The sequence below is a fragment of the Phenylobacterium aquaticum genome, assembly GCF_947378715.1.
Classification (GTDB): Bacteria; Pseudomonadota; Alphaproteobacteria; order Caulobacterales; family Caulobacteraceae; genus Phenylobacterium; species Phenylobacterium aquaticum_A.
Map to the genome: position 1 here is coordinate 1 of NZ_CANCLE010000088.1, position 16,222 is coordinate 16,222.

The window sequence follows — 16,222 nt, forward strand, 5'->3', positions numbered from 1 at the left end:
CAAAAATCTTGCGGGCTCGACACGGGAACCGGCCGGCCAAACTTCGCCCAAGTCCCCTCACAGGCCGGCGGCGCCTAGGACGGATGGGCCAGCGTCCCCCAGCCATCATAGCTGACCCCGTAGTCCTGCTCGATGACGAGCGCATCGAAGGTCAGCTGGCGCACCGCCGCTTCATCGGTGGTCTGATCGCGGCAAAGGTCGATCGCCATGGCCCCGTCGTCGCAGTCGATGACCTGCGCCACAGCCCAACCCAGGGACTCGGCGGCGTCCGCCAGCCGCAGAATGGGCTCACGCCCGCCCAGGAAATGGACATCCACGGAGCGCACCACCCGCGGGTCGTCGCCATTTTCCCGAAGCGACCGGATCACGTCGGCGTCGGCGGCGAGTTCAGCCTCCACACGTGCGGGATCAATAAGCTCAGACGGCATCTCCCGCCCCCTTTGCCCACACGCCCCACATCGCCCGCGTTCATAGGCTCGTGACGTAAAACTGCACGCCGACAGACGTAGAGGCCCGCGTCGTCTTGTCGAACCTGATCTCGACGATCCACTCAGCCTGGGCCAACGGCCCGACCCCACGCGCACATCGACATCGATACAGCCCCGAACTTACATCATCGTCCTCAGCGCAGGACCCGGCCGAGGCTCTGAACAATTGAATATATTGTTCAATCGGCGATCCAATCGGCAGCCGCCGCACCAAGGCGTCACGCGCGATGGCGGCATTGACCTCCGGATCCGAGCTGATCGCATGGCTGTAGAGGTCGTGGCGAAGTCCGCCGCAGGCCCCTAACATCAGCAAGGCGGATAGCAGCCCTGATCGGGCGATGGACTTGGCGAGCGCGTAGGGCATCGGATGGACCCTCACCCGCACACCCTGGAATTTCAAGGCCCGCCGCACACGTTCGAGGGGTTGGCGGTCACGCCCAAGCGGTCAAAGGCTCCCTACCCACACCGCCCCGCCGCCGCCCGGACCTCGGCGCTGTCCTTCGCCAGCCCCTGCAGGATCTGGCACCGCTGCTCATCCCCCTTCAGGCTCGGATCGGCCAGCAGGTCGCTCGCGATCCGCGCCGGGCTCTCGTGGTCGGCGATCATCCGCACCCCGCCGCCGGCGGTGCTGTCGAACACCATCAGGTTCGTGGCGCCCGGGGCGCTCGACCACGTCTTCCACTCCGGCAAGGTCCCGTCCACGCCCCGCCCCGGCGCGCCGGTGGCCGCGAAATTGGCCCAGTAGCTCATCATCGTGTCCGACAGCGCGATCCGCCCCGGCGCATTGTCCTTGTTGAAGGCCAGCGGATCGAAGGCGCCCAGCAGCTTGAAATGGCCGAACACGAAGGGGATCTCCAGGCTGTGGCCGGCGCCCAGCAGTTGGCCCAGGTCGGTCACCAGGATCCTGCCCTCCTCCTTCCAGTCGAAGCGATAGGTCCAGACCCGGCTCTGGCCGCCGGCGACCATGCGGGCGGCGGGGCCATCCACCGCGTTCGAGCGCCACATGCGGCTCGGATAGAGCGAGGCCGCCTCATAGAAGGCCGGGTCGCGGGGGATCGGCAGCCTGCCGCCGACATAGGTCACGAACTTCGGATTGAGCGCGTTGAACAGCTTCATCTCGTCGTGATTGGTGCCGGTGATCACCGGCACGGCGTTGTAGCCGGCCGGGTTGTCCAGGCCGGAATCCAGCCCCGCAGCGGGGATCACCACCCCGTCGGCGATCAGGCGGAAGGGGTCGAGCTGGCGGCCCTCGATCCTGTAGGCGTCGAACAGCGCGCTGACCGGGACGGCGCGCAGGGCCGCGCCGCTGACCGGCTTGCCGGTCCCGACCAGGGCCTGGGCGATCTTCAGGCCGGCTTCCGGACGGTCGCCGGTCTCACCCTCGGCCAGGGCCAGGGGCTCGGACTTGAAGCCGCCGGACTGGACGATGGCGCGCTGGAACAGGCCCTTGGCGCGCGGGCTGGTCAGCAGGGTCGCGACGTTCTGGCCCCCGGCGCTCTCGCCGAAGATGGTCACCCGGCCGGTGTCGCCGCCGAACGCCGCGCCATTGGCCTGGATCCATTGCAGCGCCTGGATCTGGTCGAGCGTGCCGAAATTCGCCGAGGCGTCGTCGGGGACCGAGCCGCCGGCCCGCAAGGCCGGATGGGCGAACCAGCCCAGGGCGCCAATGCGATACTGGACCACCACCACAACCACCTTGAACCGGGCGGCCAGAGCCGAGCCGTCATATTGCTCGGCCCGGCCCCAGGTGTTGGAGCCGCCATGGATCCACATCATGATCGGCAGCCTGGCCGTGGCCGCCGCCTGCGCCGTCATCGGCGGGGCGTAGACGTCCAGATAGAGGCAGTCCTCCTGGCCGGCGATCTGGCCGTATTTCTCCTTGCCCACCCCGTCGAGCGCACTGAGCTGTTGCGGGCACCAGGGGGCGGGCTTGGTGGAGATGCGCTGCGCCGTCCAGGGCTCGGCCGGGCGCGGCGCCCGCCAGCGCAAGGGCCCCACCGGCGGCTTGGCGAAGGGAATGGCCCGCCAGGCCTGAGCGCCGGTCTCGGCGTCCACATAGCCAACGACCGGGCCGTCCTTCAGGGTGCGGGCGGTCGCGGGATCGGGGGCGCGTTCGGGCGCATTGGCCGGCGTCTGGCCCTGAGCCGCCAGGGCGATCGAAGCCGCCAGGCACCCCGCGATGATCGAAACCCAACGCGTCATGACATCCCCCCTTTGATCTTTGTCTGGAGGGATAGGGGAATCGCGACGGCGGCGCATTCAATTCCCGAGCGCCAGGGCCGTCAGATATTAATCCCGGCCCTTCTCATCCTGCGCCCAGCTGGGTGAACATCACCGCCGAGGCCATCGCCATGATCGCCACCGCCGCCCAGCCGACCACGCGCTGCAGGAACGTCGCGGTGAAGCGGCCCATGATCGATCGGCGGGTGGCGACCAGCATGATCACCGCCATCAGCGGCACGGCGATGACGCCATTGACCACGGCGCTCCAGAACAGGGCCTGGATCGGATCGAGCGGCGAATAGCTGAGCGCCAGGCCGGCCAGGATGGCCACGGCGATCACGCCGTAGAAGCCGGTGGCGTCCCGGAGCCGGCGCTCCAACCCCTCCTCCCAGCCCAGGGTCTCGGAGAACGCATAGGCGGCCGAGCCGGCCAGGGTCGGTATGGCGAGCAGGCCGGTGCCGATGATGCCCAGGGCGAACAGGGCGAAGGCGAAGTCCCCGGCGATGGGGCGCAGCGCATTGGCCGCCTGGCCCGCCGTCTTGATCTCGGTCACCCCGGCCGCGTGCAGGGTCACCGCCGTCGACAGGATGATGAAGAAGGCGATCAGGTTGGAGAAGCCCATGCCGACATAGGTGTCCCAGCCGATCCGCTTCAGGGCGGCCGGCGCCTCCCGGGGCGCCTCGGTCAGGGGGTGCTGGCCGGCCGGGGCGATGTCCTCCACCTCCTCCGAGGCCTGCCAGAAGAACAGATAGGGGCTGATGGTGGTGCCGAAGACGGCGACCACCAGGGTGGCCTCTGCGGCCGTGAACTTCAGCTTCGGCCGGAAGGTGGCGTGCAGCACCTCGCGCCAGGGGGCATGGACGATGAAGGCCACCGCCACATAGGCGAACAGGGCGAGCGTCAGCCACTTCAGGAACCGCACATAGCGGTGGTAGGGCACGAAGATCTGCAGGGCCAAGGTCAGCAGGGCGAAGCCGGCCGTATAGAGATGCTGGTCGCCGCCAATCACCAGGGCGGCCGCCTCGCCCATCGAGGCCAGGTCGGCGGCGATGTTCAGGATGTTGGCGACCAGCAGCAGGCCGACCACCGAGATCACCACCCAGGGCGGGAAGACCCGCTTGATATTGGACGCCAGCCCGCGCCCGCTGACCCGCCCGATCCGCGCGCAGACCGACTGGAAGGCGGCCATGAACGGATAGGTCAGGACCACGGTCCACAGCATCTGCAGGCCGAAGCCGGCGCCGGCCTGGGAATAGGTGGCGATGCCGCTCGGGTCGTCGTCGGCGGCCCCGGTGATCAGGCCAGGCCCCAGGGCCGTGAAGGGGTTGAAGCGACGTGGGCGTCCGGAACGATCAGTCACGACGTCTCCTGGGCGCCCCGCGCGCCGCCGGACGGAACCATGCGCAAGCCGGCCCCGGCCTGTCGAGCGGCGAGCGGCTTTTTGACGCCGACGTCAGATCATTGACCCCACCCGATCCGGGGCGCACTGTCAGCTCAGTGCCCAGCTTCGCCGGGCGCGGATAGGGCGCGCGCCGGCGGCCCTGCAAGACCAGCCGGTCACGCCCTTTTCGGGCGCCCGTCGCTACTGGGACCGAGGCATCGTCCTCCAATCAGAACGCGAGGGAACGTTATGCAGTCAGAGACCGGCCCAAAGGCCGAAGTCCGTCATCATCGTAAGGGCCACCTTCTGGAGCGCTTCGAAGGCGCGACAGACTTGCTCGTCGTGGGCATCATCATCGCCCTGGGCGCCGCCATGCTGATCGGCCTGCTCACCGCCCAGGGTCACGTCACCTGGTAGGCGGCGCGGACCCATCCAACCGGCGCGCCAGGACCAGATCGTCATAGACCTGGGCGCCCACCTGAAACTTGCGAACGCCCGCCTGGGCGAACCCCTGGCGGGCGTAGAAGGCTATGGCTGTGTCGTTCTCGCCATATACGCCCAGCAGCAGGCGTAGCGCGCCCTGGCTCCGCGCCGCCTCGACCACTGCGCCCATCAGGGCCGCCCCCGTTCCGCCCCCATGGAACCGGTGCAGCAGATAGAGGCGCTTGAGCTCCATGTCCCCGGGCTCCGTCGCCCCCGGCAGGTCCGGCGGGCTCAGCACCGCATAGCCGACCAGCGCCCCGCCCGGCGCGATCTCCGCCCCCCAGATCCGATAGGCCGGGTCGGCCAGCCAGGCCGCATAGCGCGCCTGCGCGTGCTCGTGGGCGCAATGGTGGGCGATGTCGGCGGCCGGCAGGCTGTCGGCATAGCTCTGCAGAAACGTGGCTTGGCCCACCAGGGCCAGGGCCGCCGCGTCGGCCGGGCCGCAGGGTCGGATCGTGATCGTCATGATCGGCCTCTAGCACAGCCTGCGAAGCTTTGAAGCTGGGCAAGGGCCAGGCTCTCGGCTAGGCGTGATGCAACCAGGTTATCAACGATAAGGGGAAACGACATGGGCGGACGGGTAGCTGGCAAGGTGGCGCTGATCACCGGTGGCGCAAGCGGCATCGGGCGCAGCAGCGCCGAGCGTCTGGCCGAGGAAGGCGCCATCGTCGTCCTCACCGACCTGCAGGACGCCAAGGGCGCCGAGGCGGTCGCCGCCATCCAGGCCCAGGGCGGCCAGGCCGAATATCATCACCACGACGTCACGGTCGAAGCCGACTGGATCGCCGTCGCCCAGGCGATCAAGGCCCGGCATGGCCGGCTAGACATCCTGGTCAACAACGCCGGGGTCGCCTTTTCCGGCTCGGTGGTCGACATGCCGCTGGCCCAGTTCCAGCTGCAGAACGCCATCAATATCGACGGGGTGTTCCTGGGGGTGAAGCATTCGCTACCGGTGATGCGGCTGTCCGGCGACGGCGGCTCGATCATCAACATGTCCTCGGTGGCCGGCCTCAAGGGCTCGGCGATTCTGGCCGGCTATTGCGCGTCCAAGGGCGCGGTGCGGCTGTTCACCAAGTCGGTGGCCCTGGAATGCGCCAGCGTGAAGGATGGGGTGCGGGTGAATTCGGTCCATCCCGGCATCATCGAGACCCCGATCTGGGACACCATCGTCGGCACCGGCGAACCCGGCGACAACGCCCGCCCCTCGCGCCCCGCGACCCTGGACGCCATGACCGCCGACGCCGTGCCCTTGGGCAAGAAGGGCTGGCCGGAGGATATCGCCAATGGCGTGCTGTGGCTGGCCTCGGAGGAGAGCCGTTATGTCACCGGCGCGGAGCTGGTCATCGATGGCGGCTTCTCGATCCGCTGACCCAGACAACCTGCGCGGCACGGCCTCCGCACGACAATCTTAGGCTGGATTTCCCGCCCCCTCGGACGTAGCTTCACCTGGCGTCCGGGGGGAGCCGCGCCATGGACCTTGAGAAGTCACTGACCTTCGCGGAGACCTACGCCCGCGAATATGTGCGCTACCTGCTGGAGTTCTTCGGCCGCGCGCCCGACGCCGTGAACCCCAAGGACGCCCGCACGCCCGAAGGCAAGGTGGTGCTGTTCGCCATGCTCAGCGCCGCGCTGGGCGCCTTTCTCGGTCAGAAGTTCATCAGCGGTGGGGCGATCGCCCAGGGCGATCTGATGATCCGCGTCCTGCTGGAATTCCTCTACTGGCTCTCGTTGTCGATCCTGCTCGAGCTGTCCCTGTTCGTCCTGCGCGCAGCGCCGGATTTCATGGACTCGATCCTGACCACTCTGAAGGTCCTGCCGGTCGCCTACGCCATGTCCGGCTTCGCGGCGTTCCTGGCCTACAACCTCGCCCTGGCCTTCATGGCGGACCCGGTCGCCGAACCGGAAGGACCGCATAACGCCGCCCGGGCCGCGGCGGCCTTCGCCGAGCTGGCGGTCTGCGCCGTCTATCTTCCCACCAGCCTGCGCCGACTGCACAAGACCGGCTGGCTCCGCGCGATCCTCGCCAGCCTGATGGTCCTGCTGGTGATCTCCATGGTGCACTTCACCGCCTACTGGACGACCGTGAAGGCGCCCGCCAGTCCCACCCATGCGATCACTGCCCCCGCCGGAGCGCCTCGGACATGAACCCTGTTCCGCGCGTCCGTCGACCGACGGGGACGATTCTCGGCCTCGTCATGGCGGCGCTGCTCGCGCCGGCGACCGCCCAGGCGGCGGCGCCCTTTTGTCGACCCGTCCATGCCAGCGCCGCCCAGATGTTCTGGGTCTGCGTCCTCAGCGGGCACCCCAAGGTCTGCGGGCGGGCCTATCCCGAATGTCCGGAGTGGATGACGCTTGCCGAGGCGGAGAACCCGCCGCCGCCGCCGCCTCCTCCTCCGCCACCTCCGCCACCTCCGCCCCCCCCGCCACCTCCCCCGCCGCCGCCGCCCGCCTATGAGGCCAAGGACTTCATCATCTATTTCGACCTGGACGTGGCCGCCTTGTCCGCCGACGGCGATCAGGTGGCGAGCGAGGCGGCCAACTACGCCCTGGCCGGCCAGGCCACCCGGATCGTGGTGGTGGGCTACGCCGACACCTCAGGGCCGGAGGACTACAATCTTCGGCTTTCCGAACGCAGGGCCAAGGCGGTTGCGGACGCGTTGGTGGCGCACGGCGTGAAGCCCGAAGCCCTGTCCATCGACTGGAAGGGTGAGACCAATCCGGCGGTGCCGACGGCCGACGGCGTCAAGGAACCTCTCAATCGTCGTGCGACCATCGACATCAACTTTTGACGCCAGGCCGGTTGCCGCGCCGCGCTCCAGCGCCTAGCAACCGGTCATGACCGCCACGCTTCACGTGATCTTCGGCCCCTCGGGCGCCGGCAAGTCCACCTACGCCAAGGCCCTGGCCCGTTCAGAGCCGGCGGTGCATTTCGCCATCGATGACTGGATGGCCCGGCTGTTTGCGCCCGACATGCCCGAGCCGGTGGAGTTCGAATGGATGATGGCCAGGGTCGAGCGATGCGAGGCGCAGATCTGGGCGACGCTGGCGGCGGTCATGGCCACGGGCGTCTCCACGGTGCTGGACCTCGGCCTCATGCGCCGGGCCGACCGCGCCCGGGTGGCCGAGATCGCCCAGGCGGTCGAGTTGCCCTGCCAGTTCCACTTCGTCACCGCCCCGCCCCTGGTCCGCCGGGCGCGGGTGCTGGAACGCCATGAGATCAGCGGCGATGGCTTCTCGCTGGCGGTCACGCCGCAGATGTTCGACTTCATGGAAGGCGTGTTCGAGGCGCCCGACGCGGCCGAGTTGGCCGGCTGCGTGGTGTCGCAGAGCGCCTAGCTCCAGCCGCCGGCGGTGAGCGCCTTCTCGAAGATCGCCGCATAGCCGGCGATATCGGCGGCGCGGTCTGTCCCGTTGATGACATAGCGCGCCAGCACATATTGGCCATTGGTCGCGGTCTTGGCGGCCTCGGGGATGTAGCGGCCCAGGCCCTTGCCGGTGAACCAGCCATTGCGCATGCCGCTGCACATGATCTTGGCGGCGTAGTCCAGTCGCAGGGCCAGTTCCGGCACGCCCACCAGGTCGGCGCCCACCACCTGGCCGGCCTTCAGGTAGTTGGACTTCCAGGTCAGCTGCACATAGCCCCGGCCGCGATAGGCGATGCCGTCGCCCGGCGCAGTGTTGCCATTGGCCTTGGCCCGGGCCGGGTCGAGGCCGGTGACGTCATAGCGCCTGCGGAAATACTCGTCCCCACCCCGCTCGGTCACCGGCTCCAGGGTGTGGCCGGTCTCGTGATAGGCGGTGGCCAGCCCATAGGCCGCCCAGGCGGTGGACCAGTTGTCGCCATCGAGCGCGGTCAGCAGGGCCCCGGCGCCGTCCACCTCGTCCTGGGACAGGGTCGCGCCGAGCAGTTGGGACTGCTTGAGTTGAGCGAAAAACGCCCCCGGCTGGCTCAGTCCCATAACGTGTTCTCTCGCAGGCGGGCCGTCCGCTGCGCCCCCGGCGACATCAACCTGCGGGCGAGCCAAGGTCAAGCGGTTCAGCCGGCCGCCAGCAGGGTCGCGGCGCCGGCGGCGATGGTGGCGATGCCGATCAGCCGGCCCCGGGTCAGCCGCTCCTTCAGGAACACGATGGCGATGCCCACTCCGAACAGGATCGAGGTCTCGCGCAGCGCCGCCAGCCGGGGCGTATCCCCCAGTCGATAGGCCCACAGCGCCAGGCCGTAGGTCAGGAGCGAGAAGGCCCCGGCCGCAAGCCCCGCCTTCCATTCCGACCGCGCCGCCAGCAGGAACCGGGGGCCGCGCCACAGGGCGAAGATCACCCCGATCACCAGGCCGTCGATCAGATAGATCCAGACGATATAGCTGGGCGCCCCCGGCGCGGCGCGCACCCCTTGCGCGTCCAGCACCGTATAGAGCGCGATGGTCACGCCGGTCGCCCCCGCCCAGGCCAGCGCCTTGCGCGACACGTGACGCCCCAGGCCGACCGTCATCACCCCGGCCGAGACCAGCCCGATACCCAGGGCGGTGACCAGGCTGATCGGCTCGCGGAACACCCCCACCGCAACCGTGGCCGCCAGGGCGGGGGCCAGGCCCCGTGAGATCGGATAGGCCACCGAGAAGTCGGCGGTCTCAAAGGCCCGGATCAGGCAGAACAGATAGGCGAAGTGGACGAAGCCGGACGTGACCAGCCACAGCCAGGCCCCGGTCGGCAAGGGTACGATGAAGGCGAAGGGCAGGACGATCAGGGCCGAGAACCCGTCCATCAGGGCGCGGCTGGACATCTTGTCCTGGCCCGATTTCAGGATCGCGTTCACCACCGCATGGGCGGCGCCGGACACGATGATCATGGCGGAGGCGGTCTGGACGGGGGTCATGGCGCGGCGCAGCTAATCCTGATTCCCTTGCCGTCCTTGCGGTCCCGTGGCCCGATCTCCACCCCCGGGCGCAATCATGCTGCAATGCACCCCTTGAGTTTTGCGCGACCCGCCTCTATCCTTTACCCCCCCGGACGCCTGCGCCCGCGGCCGGAACACAATCCCAAGGGCGAACCTGAGTCACAATCTGCTATGGAAAAAGTCCCGATGACCGTCGGGGGCTACCAAGCCCTTGACGAGGACCTGAAGCGTTTGAAGACCATTGAACGGCCGGCGGTAATCGCCGCGATCGCCGAGGCGCGAGCCCACGGCGATCTGTCGGAAAATGCTGAATACCATGCCGCTAAGGAGCGCCAGGGCTGGATCGAAGGCCAGATCGCCGAGATCGAAGACAGGATGGCGCGCGCTCAGGTCATCGACGTATCCAAGCTTTCCGGCGATCAGGTGAAGTTCGGTGCGACTGTGTCTGTTGTCGACGAGGATACCGAGGAACAAGCTCGCTATCAGATCGTCGGCGAGCACGAGGCCGACGTGAAGTCCGGCCGGATCTCAATCTCGTCGCCCATCGCTCGCGCGATGATCGGCAAGGAGACCGGCGACGTTGTCGAGGTGAACACCCCCGGCGGCGTGAAGGCCTATGAGATCGCCAAAGTGGAATGGGTCTAGGCTTCGCCTTAACCCAGCCCCAATGATCGACGAGAGGACGGCGGCGCGCGCGAGATGCGCGCCGCCGTCTCCTTGACGTAGCCACGGATCACGCGCTTGGCGAAGCCCCCATCACCGCCGCCGCTGACCATCTGGGCCGTCTCTGACGGACGGGCGGGCAATGCTGGCCCGGCCCTCGGTCTCGCCGAAGCCATCCAGCGCAAGCGCAAGGCCCAGGTGGTGATCAAGACCATCGCCTGGAAGGGTCGCATTGGCCGCCTGCCCTGGTTTCTCAATCCCCTGCCGCTCCGGGCCCTGACGCCTGAGAGCGAGATCGCGGCCCCGTGGCCGGACATCTGGATCGCCGCCGGGCGCGCCACCCTGCCCCTGTCCATGCGCCTGCGCGCCTGGTCGAAGAAGCAGAGCTTCGTGGTCCAGATCCAGGACCCGCGCATGCCGACCAGCCCCTTCGACCTGGTGGTCGCCCCCAAGCATGACCGCACCCAGGGCGACAATGTCCTGCCGATCACCGGCTCGCCGCACCGGGTCACCGCCAAGCGGCTGAAGGCCGACGCGGCGCGCTTCAAGGCGATCATCGATCCCCTGCCCCACCCGCGCGTCGCGGTGCTGATCGGCGGCAAGTCCAAGGCCCATAACCTGTCGCCGGAGCGGGCCGCCGCCATGGCCCATGAGATCGAACTGCCGATCACCCAGGAAGGCGGGTCGGTGATGGTCACCTTCTCGCGCCGCACGCCCGAGAGCGCCCGGGCGATCCTGTCGTCGCGGCTGAAGCACATGCCGGGCTATGTCTGGGACGGCGAGGGCGAGAACCCCTATTTCGCCTTCCTGGCCGGCGCCGACTACATCCTGGCCACCGAGGACAGCGCCAACATGGCCACCGAGGCCGCCTCGACCGGCAAGCCGGTGTTCATCCTGAAAATGGATGGCGACAGCCTGAAATTCCGGCTGTTCCATGAGGACCTTGAGCGCCTGGGCGCCGCCCGCCCGTTCGGCGGAACCCTGCACAAGTGGAAGTACAAGGCGCTGAACGAGACCGACCGCGCCGCCGATGAGGTCCTGCGCCGGTTCGACGAGAGGCTGATCCCATGAGCGTTGAGATCCGCAACGGCGCCCCGGGGGACCTGGCCACCATCGTGGCCCTGGACCCGGCCACCGGCATAGCCGAGCGCCGCCACGACTATCTGTCCAAGGCCCTGGGCGGATTTGGCGGCAGTTCCGTGAAGGTCCTGGTCCTGGATGGCCAGATCGCCGGCTTCGCGGTGATGAGCGAATTCTTCGGCCATCCGTTCCTGGAGCGTATCGCCACAGCCGAGAACCGCCGCCGCGCCGGCGTGGCCTCAGCCCTGATGACCCATATCGAAATGGCCATCGACGACGACCGCATGTTCGTCTCGACCAATGAGTCCAACGAGGTGATGCGGACCCTGCTGGCGGCGCGCAACTACAAGGTCTCGGGCGTGGTCGAGAACCTCGATCCGGGCGATCCGGAGCTGTTCTTCGTGATCTTCAAGACCGATATCGACGCCGCCATCGAGGCTGCGCGCTAACGCGCGCTTTGCAGGCGGGTCCTTTGGGCCTTTTGTACACACACGATGATTCCCTCCGGCCCCCGTATATTGTTCATTGCCGACGCCGGTCCCGAGGTGGGGGGCGGACATGTGATGCGCTCCATCACCCTGGCCCGCGCCCTGGCCGCCCGGGGCGCCATCTGCGCCATGGCGGCCGCGCCGGCCGCCGCCGCCATTCTCGATCAGTTCGCCCCGGAGATTCCCCGCGAAGAGGCCACCTCGCTCAGCCATGACGACCTGGCTGACGCCCTGACCGGGGTGGATTTCGAGGCCATCGTCTTCGATCACTATGGCCTCGACCGTGACGACCACCGCGCCCTGTCCCGGGGTCGCCCAGCCCTGATCCTCGACGACCTGGCCAACCGGCCGCTGGGCGGCGACATGGTCGTGGATTCCGGCCCCGCCCGCTCGCCGATGGACTACGCCCTGCTGGTCGAGGACGATGTTCGCCTGCTGCTCGGCCCCGCCTATGCTCCCGTACGGCCGGAGTTCGCCGATCTGCGCGACCCCGCCCTGGCCCGGCGAGGCGGTCCTGTGCGCCGGGTCCTGCTGGCGCTCGGCCTGACCGACCCGGGCGGACTGACCTCCCGCATCGTCGATCGCCTGCGCCTGCGCCTGGGCGACAGGACGCTGGACGTGGTGCTGGGCGGCGCGGCGCCGGGCCAGAAGGCGCTGCTGCGGGTCGCCGCGCACGATCCGCGCCTGACCATCCACATCGACACGCCGCACATGGGCCAGCTGATCGCCGAGGCCGATATCGGGGTCGGCGCCGCGGGCTCCACGACCTGGGAACGCTGCGTGCTGGGCCTGCCCCAGGCGATCCTGATCGTGGCCGAGAACCAGCGGCCCGCCGCCCAGGCCTTGGCCGAGCGCGGCGCGGCCCTGGTGATCGACGCCGGCGCCGACAATCTCGACCAGGCGATCGACCGGGTGGTGGTCCGCCTGCTCACTGATCCCGTCCTGCGCGAGCGTCTGACCGCGGCCTCGGCGGTGGTCTGTGATGGTCGCGGCGCGGCCCGCACGGCCGAGGCGTTTCTCAGCCTGATCGCCGAGCGCGGCGCTCCGCCGCAGCCCAAGGATCCCATGATTTCCGCCGATTAACGGTCCTTTCGCACCCCTGGGCGCAGTTTGAGCGTCAAAGAAGCGTCAGGTCGCCGAACGCGGCCAAGAAAAGGTCCAATGGGTCCGCATAGCCTTACGGGGGGCGCGAAAGCCTCCAAGGTCCGTATTATCGGCGGAGGCCTCACCGGCCTGCTCGCCGCCTTCCAGGCCCACGACCTGGGCGTCCGCGACATCGAGCTGCACGACCGGTTCGACCAGCTGGGCGGCCACGCCCTGCCCCGCCAGGACCACGGCCTAGAGATCCGCGAGTGCGACCTCGCCTTCGGCTCCGCCGCCGACCCGGCGCGCAGGTTGCTGGAATCCCATGGCGTCCCCTTCGAGGATGTCGAAAGCCGCACAGGCTCGGTCACCGCCTCCGGCGACGATCTGCAGTTCACCAAGGACTTCGGCGGTCCCGCCCTGCGCACCCGCGACCTTGGCCTGGGCCAGATCCTGGGCCACAGCCTGGCCGACCGCATCCGCGCCTATCCGCATGACATCGCCCAGCCCCTGGCCAAGTTCTGCCAATGGCGGCTCGGCGCCTGGCTGGACGAGGTTCACGCCGACACCGCCCGGGCGCTCGGCATGCACCGCGTGTTCCCGCTTGGCCCGGAGGTTGTCGACGTCGCCGGCTTCAAGCGCGCCGATCCGCGCCACGACGCCTTCTACGGCGTCCCCGCACCGCTCTGGGGCCGGCTGCAGAGCCTCAGCGCCGGCGTCCCCAAGGACGGCCTCGCCCCCTTCTTCCTGCGCATCCGCCAGGCGCTCGGCCGCATCGGCGTGCGCGTGGTCACGCCGTCCTTCCTCGCCCCGCACGCCGCCCTGAACGGCCGCGCCCCGGACGAGGTGGTGGTCTGGGCCGCCGACCCGCGCCCGCTGTTCAAGCCCGTCGGCCTGGAGGCGCCGAAGCCCGAGGCCCACAGCCTGGTCACCTACATCCTCAAGGTCCGCTATGGCGGGCCGGTCCCCCTGGACGTCCGCAATTTCACCGCCCAGGGCGCGGTCACCCGCCTGCGTCTCTATGAGACCCGGGGCCAGGTGCTGCTCGCCGCCGAGTGCCTGTCGGAAGTCCGCGGCTGCGACCTGACCCGCGAGATCCACAAGCTGATGGCCGGCTTCAACGGCGCCTCGCTGCAGCTCGGTGAAACCCTCGCCGTGCGCATGGAGCCGCGTTGGGACATCCTGTCAGTCGACACCGCCCGGTCGCTGGTGCGGCTGCGCGCCGCCCTGGCCCGGTCGCAAGGCGGGGCCTTCATCGCTCCGCTCTGGGAGGTCCAGGACCCGGCCGCCCGGCACGAAGCCCTGACCCTGGCGCTCCGCGACTCCCTGCAGGCCGCACCCGCGAGAGCCGCCGCAGCCTGACCCCCTCGACCCTGCGGAAATTCCCGGCCATGGTCGGGATCGGTCCGCAGCCGCCGTCCTTGGGGCAGACGCCGACGGTCCGGCGCGGTTCCGGAGGCGCACAGGTGAAGGCCAGCCCCAAATCGGTCGACGACTATCTGGCGCCGCTGCCAGCCGCGCAGCGCGCCGCGCTCCAGCATCTGCGCGAGCAGATCCTGGCCGCCGCCCCAGGGGCGGAAGAGTGCATCAGCTACGGCATGCCGGCCTTCCGCAAGCATGGGGTGCTGGTCTGGATGGGCGCCGCGCGAGGGCATTGCGCCTTCTATCCGCGCGGCCTGACGAAGGCCCAGCTCGCCGAGTTCGCGGCCTATGACACCAGCAAGGGCACGATCCGGTTCCAGTCCGATTCACCCCTGCCCGACGCCCTGGTGCGCGCCGTCGTCGAGTTGCGGGTCCGAGAGGACGCCGAGCGGGCGGCGGCCGCCAAGGCCAAACCGTCGAAACGGCTCTAGCCGACCATGTTCCAGGCAAGGGGCTCGCCCCGGGCCAGATCGCGGGTCGCCGTGCGGCCCAGCACCTCGTCCAGATGGACGGGCGCGAGCCCGTTCCCCGGCCGGATCGAGCGGACGTTCGCGCGGCTGAGCGTCTCGCCCGCCTTCACGTCGGCGCTGACATAGAGCGACCGGCGGAACTGGCGGTTGGCCGTCTCCGAACCCAGCAGGTCGTAGTGGGCGCGACCCAAGGCCGTCCAGGCGTCCTTGCAATCGCGGACCAGGGCCTTGAACTCGGCCGGCTCCAGGCTGAAGGCGGCGTCCGGCCCGCCGTCGGCGCGGGCCAGGGTGAAGTGCTTCTCGACCACGCTGGCCCCCAGAGCGATCGCCGCCACCGAGGCGGCCGTGCCATGGGTGTGGTCAGACAGGCCGATGGGGCAGTCGAACCGCGCCGCCATGTCGACCACGGTGCGGACGTTGGCGTCCTCCAGCGCGGCCGGATAACTCGACACGCAGTGCAGCAGCACCACGCCCGCCGCCCCGCCCGCGAGCGCCGCGTCGCGGGCGGCGGCGATCTCGGCCAGGTTGGCCATGCCGGTGGAGATGATCAGCGGCTTGCCCTTGCCCGCTGCGTAGCGGATCAGCGGCAGGTCGATGGCCTCGAAGGAGGCGATCTTGAAGGCCGGGGCGCCCAGGCTGTCCAGCAGGTCGATCGCCGTCTCGTCGAACGGGCTGGAGAAGATCGTCACCCCCCGCTTCGCGGCGCGTTCGAAAATCGCCGCATGCCATTCGAAGGGGGTCTGGGCCTCCTGGTACAGCTCATAGAGGCTGCGCCCGTCCCACAGCCCGCCGTGGATTTTGAACTCCGGGCGGTCGACATCCATGGTGATGGTGTCGGCGGTATAGGTTTGGACCTTGATGGCGTCGCAACCGGTGTCGGCGGCCGCGTCGACCAGGGTCAGCGCCCGGTCCAGGCTGCCGTTGTGGTTCCCCGACAGCTCACAGATCACATAAGGCTCATGGCCCGCCCCGATCCGGCGGCCGGCGATCTGGATTTCGGGAAGCCCTGTCATGGGTGGAATCTAGCCCAGCCCGCTGAAGCGGTCGTTAACCAACTCCGCGCACCGCGAGGGCGAGGGTGAGAAAGACGAAAGCTCACAGCGTCCTCAGCCATTCTCGCGCTCATGGCCGATGCGCTCGCCCGGAATCTCACCTAAATAGCGCACATGGCTCAAGAGACCCCCCGCACCACCCGCTGTCTGATCCTCGGCTCCGGCCCGGCCGGCTACACCGCCGCCGTCTACGCCGCGCGCGCCCTGCTCAACCCTGTGCTGATCGCCGGCATCCAGCCCGGCGGCCAGCTGACCATCACCACCGATGTCGAGAACTATCCAGGCTTCGCCGAGGTGATCCAGGGGCCGTGGCTGATGGACCAGATGCGCGCCCAGGCCGAGCATGTCGGCGCCGAGCTGATCAACGACATCGTGATCAAGGCCGACCTCAGCCAACGCCCCTTCCGCCTGGAATGCGATAGCGGCGCGGTCTGGTTGGCCGAGACCCTGATCATCGCCACCGGCGCCCAGGCCAAGTGGCTGGGCCTGCCCTCC

Annotated in this window: 19 protein-coding genes and 1 pseudogene; 12 read left to right on the forward strand and 8 right to left on the reverse strand. The window is 69.0% G+C overall.

The features are described from left to right. Positions 1 to 74 precede the first annotated feature (74 nt). The 4 genes from Q7P21_RS12460 to Q7P21_RS12475 form a co-directional block, all read right to left on the reverse strand. On the reverse strand, positions 75 to 428 hold the full coding sequence (locus Q7P21_RS12460) for a ribonuclease E inhibitor RraB (RefSeq protein WP_304177316.1): 354 nt from the start codon (positions 426 to 428) through the stop codon (positions 75 to 77). Positions 429 to 468: 40 nt separating this feature from the next. Beyond that, positions 469 to 852 carry a hypothetical protein gene (locus Q7P21_RS12465; protein ID WP_304171432.1) on the reverse strand — a complete coding sequence of 128 codons (384 nt, stop codon included), beginning with the start codon at positions 850 to 852 and terminating at the stop codon, positions 469 to 471. 92 nt (positions 853 to 944) lie between these two features. Beyond that, positions 945 to 2,690, reverse strand: coding sequence for a carboxylesterase/lipase family protein (locus Q7P21_RS12470; RefSeq protein ID WP_304177318.1), 1,746 nt, complete (start codon positions 2,688 to 2,690; stop codon positions 945 to 947). Positions 2,691 to 2,793: 103 nt separating this feature from the next. After that, positions 2,794 to 4,071: an NRAMP family divalent metal transporter gene (locus Q7P21_RS12475; protein WP_304177319.1), complete on the reverse strand. Its 1,278-nt coding sequence runs from the start codon at positions 4,069 to 4,071 to the stop codon at positions 2,794 to 2,796. Positions 4,072 to 4,341: 270 nt separating this feature from the next. On the opposite strand from Q7P21_RS12475, the gene Q7P21_RS12480 reads away from it, so the two are divergent. Further along, positions 4,342 to 4,509: a hypothetical protein gene (locus tag Q7P21_RS12480; RefSeq protein WP_304171437.1), complete on the forward strand. Its 168-nt coding sequence runs from the start codon at positions 4,342 to 4,344 to the stop codon at positions 4,507 to 4,509. On the opposite strand, the gene Q7P21_RS12485 is transcribed toward Q7P21_RS12480, so the two are convergent. Continuing rightward, complete coding sequence (locus tag Q7P21_RS12485; RefSeq protein WP_304171439.1) at positions 4,499 to 5,041, reverse strand: GNAT family N-acetyltransferase; 543 nt, start codon at positions 5,039 to 5,041, stop codon at positions 4,499 to 4,501. The genes Q7P21_RS12480 and Q7P21_RS12485 overlap by 11 nt on opposite strands. Before the next feature lie 102 nt (positions 5,042 to 5,143). Between Q7P21_RS12485 and Q7P21_RS12490 the strand changes: the two genes are divergently transcribed. From Q7P21_RS12490 to Q7P21_RS12505, 4 genes and pseudogenes are all read left to right on the forward strand, one after another. Then, the gene (locus Q7P21_RS12490; RefSeq protein ID WP_304171440.1) at positions 5,144 to 5,944 is read left to right on the forward strand and encodes an SDR family NAD(P)-dependent oxidoreductase; all 801 of its coding nucleotides are present in this window, start codon (positions 5,144 to 5,146) and stop codon (positions 5,942 to 5,944) included. Between the two features lie 101 nt (positions 5,945 to 6,045). Further along, the gene (locus Q7P21_RS12495) at positions 6,046 to 6,720 is read left to right on the forward strand and encodes a hypothetical protein (RefSeq protein WP_304177321.1); all 675 of its coding nucleotides are present in this window, start codon (positions 6,046 to 6,048) and stop codon (positions 6,718 to 6,720) included. A 224-nt stretch (positions 6,721 to 6,944) separates the two neighbouring features. Next, positions 6,945 to 7,364, forward strand: a pseudogene (locus Q7P21_RS12500) (OmpA family protein); the annotation flags it as partial. 46 nt (positions 7,365 to 7,410) lie between these two features. After that, a complete protein-coding gene (locus Q7P21_RS12505; RefSeq protein WP_304167384.1) occupies positions 7,411 to 7,911 on the forward strand; it encodes an ATP-binding protein in 501 nt (166 codons plus the stop codon). Here Q7P21_RS12505 and Q7P21_RS12510 read toward each other — a convergent pair. Both Q7P21_RS12510 and Q7P21_RS12515 read right to left on the reverse strand, forming a co-directional pair. Next, entirely contained in the window at positions 7,908 to 8,534 is a 627-nt protein-coding gene (locus tag Q7P21_RS12510) for a glycoside hydrolase family 19 protein (protein WP_304177323.1), read from the reverse strand. The two genes, Q7P21_RS12505 and Q7P21_RS12510, sit on opposite strands and share 4 nt — an antisense overlap. Before the next feature lie 77 nt (positions 8,535 to 8,611). Next, positions 8,612 to 9,448, reverse strand: coding sequence for a DMT family transporter (locus tag Q7P21_RS12515; protein WP_304167391.1), 837 nt, complete (start codon positions 9,446 to 9,448; stop codon positions 8,612 to 8,614). A gap of 192 nt (positions 9,449 to 9,640) precedes the next feature. Here Q7P21_RS12515 and greA point away from each other — a divergent pair, with 192 nt between their 5' ends. The 6 genes from greA to Q7P21_RS12545 all read left to right on the forward strand — a co-directional run bounded on the left by greA (position 9,641) and on the right by Q7P21_RS12545 (position 14,636). Beyond that, on the forward strand, positions 9,641 to 10,114 hold the full coding sequence (gene greA, locus Q7P21_RS12520; RefSeq protein WP_304167393.1) for a transcription elongation factor GreA: 474 nt from the start codon (positions 9,641 to 9,643) through the stop codon (positions 10,112 to 10,114). An 87-nt stretch (positions 10,115 to 10,201) separates the two neighbouring features. Beyond that, positions 10,202 to 11,203: a mitochondrial fission ELM1 family protein gene (locus Q7P21_RS12525; protein ID WP_304167435.1), complete on the forward strand. Its 1,002-nt coding sequence runs from the start codon at positions 10,202 to 10,204 to the stop codon at positions 11,201 to 11,203. Further along, on the forward strand, positions 11,200 to 11,661 hold the full coding sequence (locus Q7P21_RS12530) for a GNAT family N-acetyltransferase (protein ID WP_304177325.1): 462 nt from the start codon (positions 11,200 to 11,202) through the stop codon (positions 11,659 to 11,661). The genes Q7P21_RS12525 and Q7P21_RS12530 overlap by 4 nt, the downstream gene beginning before the upstream one ends. A 45-nt stretch (positions 11,662 to 11,706) precedes the next feature. Next, entirely contained in the window at positions 11,707 to 12,783 is a 1,077-nt protein-coding gene (gene pseG, locus Q7P21_RS12535; RefSeq protein ID WP_304167399.1) for a UDP-2,4-diacetamido-2,4,6-trideoxy-beta-L-altropyranose hydrolase, read from the forward strand. A 78-nt stretch (positions 12,784 to 12,861) separates the two neighbouring features. Continuing rightward, entirely contained in the window at positions 12,862 to 14,145 is a 1,284-nt protein-coding gene (locus Q7P21_RS12540) for an FAD/NAD(P)-binding protein (protein ID WP_304167402.1), read from the forward strand. A gap of 104 nt (positions 14,146 to 14,249) precedes the next feature. Continuing rightward, positions 14,250 to 14,636, forward strand: a complete 387-nt coding sequence (locus Q7P21_RS12545; protein ID WP_304177327.1) for an iron chaperone — start codon at positions 14,250 to 14,252, stop codon at positions 14,634 to 14,636. Here Q7P21_RS12545 and pseI read toward each other — a convergent pair. After that, complete coding sequence (gene pseI / locus Q7P21_RS12550; RefSeq protein WP_304177328.1) at positions 14,633 to 15,688, reverse strand: pseudaminic acid synthase; 1,056 nt, start codon at positions 15,686 to 15,688, stop codon at positions 14,633 to 14,635. The genes Q7P21_RS12545 and pseI overlap by 4 nt on opposite strands. 153 nt (positions 15,689 to 15,841) lie before the next feature. Between pseI and Q7P21_RS12555 the strand changes: the two genes are divergently transcribed. Continuing rightward, the coding region (locus Q7P21_RS12555; protein WP_304177330.1) for an NAD(P)/FAD-dependent oxidoreductase at positions 15,842 to 16,222 on the forward strand (381 nt) is incomplete at its 3' end.

Excerpts from the sequence above, each read along its gene's own strand:
- Q7P21_RS12460 (WP_304177316.1), bottom strand. The coding sequence starts at position 428 with ATGCCGTCTGAGCTTATTGATCCCGCACGTGTGGAGGCTGAACTCGCC.
- Q7P21_RS12465 (WP_304171432.1), bottom strand. The coding sequence starts at position 852 with ATGCCCTACGCGCTCGCCAAGTCCATCGCCCGATCAGGGCTGCTATCC.
- Q7P21_RS12470 (WP_304177318.1), bottom strand. The coding sequence starts at position 2,690 with ATGACGCGTTGGGTTTCGATCATCGCGGGGTGCCTGGCGGCTTCGATC.
- Q7P21_RS12480 (WP_304171437.1), top strand. The coding sequence starts at position 4,342 with ATGCAGTCAGAGACCGGCCCAAAGGCCGAAGTCCGTCATCATCGTAAG.
- Q7P21_RS12485 (WP_304171439.1), bottom strand. The coding sequence starts at position 5,041 with ATGACGATCACGATCCGACCCTGCGGCCCGGCCGACGCGGCGGCCCTG.
- Q7P21_RS12490 (WP_304171440.1), top strand. The coding sequence starts at position 5,144 with ATGGGCGGACGGGTAGCTGGCAAGGTGGCGCTGATCACCGGTGGCGCA.
- Q7P21_RS12495 (WP_304177321.1), top strand. The coding sequence starts at position 6,046 with ATGGACCTTGAGAAGTCACTGACCTTCGCGGAGACCTACGCCCGCGAA.
- Q7P21_RS12505 (WP_304167384.1), top strand. The coding sequence starts at position 7,411 with ATGACCGCCACGCTTCACGTGATCTTCGGCCCCTCGGGCGCCGGCAAG.
- Q7P21_RS12510 (WP_304177323.1), bottom strand. The coding sequence starts at position 8,534 with ATGGGACTGAGCCAGCCGGGGGCGTTTTTCGCTCAACTCAAGCAGTCC.
- Q7P21_RS12515 (WP_304167391.1), bottom strand. The coding sequence starts at position 9,448 with ATGACCCCCGTCCAGACCGCCTCCGCCATGATCATCGTGTCCGGCGCC.
- greA (WP_304167393.1), top strand. The coding sequence starts at position 9,641 with ATGGAAAAAGTCCCGATGACCGTCGGGGGCTACCAAGCCCTTGACGAG.
- Q7P21_RS12530 (WP_304177325.1), top strand. The coding sequence starts at position 11,200 with ATGAGCGTTGAGATCCGCAACGGCGCCCCGGGGGACCTGGCCACCATC.
- pseG (WP_304167399.1), top strand. The coding sequence starts at position 11,707 with ATGATTCCCTCCGGCCCCCGTATATTGTTCATTGCCGACGCCGGTCCC.
- Q7P21_RS12540 (WP_304167402.1), top strand. The coding sequence starts at position 12,862 with ATGGGTCCGCATAGCCTTACGGGGGGCGCGAAAGCCTCCAAGGTCCGT.
- pseI (WP_304177328.1), bottom strand. The coding sequence starts at position 15,688 with ATGACAGGGCTTCCCGAAATCCAGATCGCCGGCCGCCGGATCGGGGCG.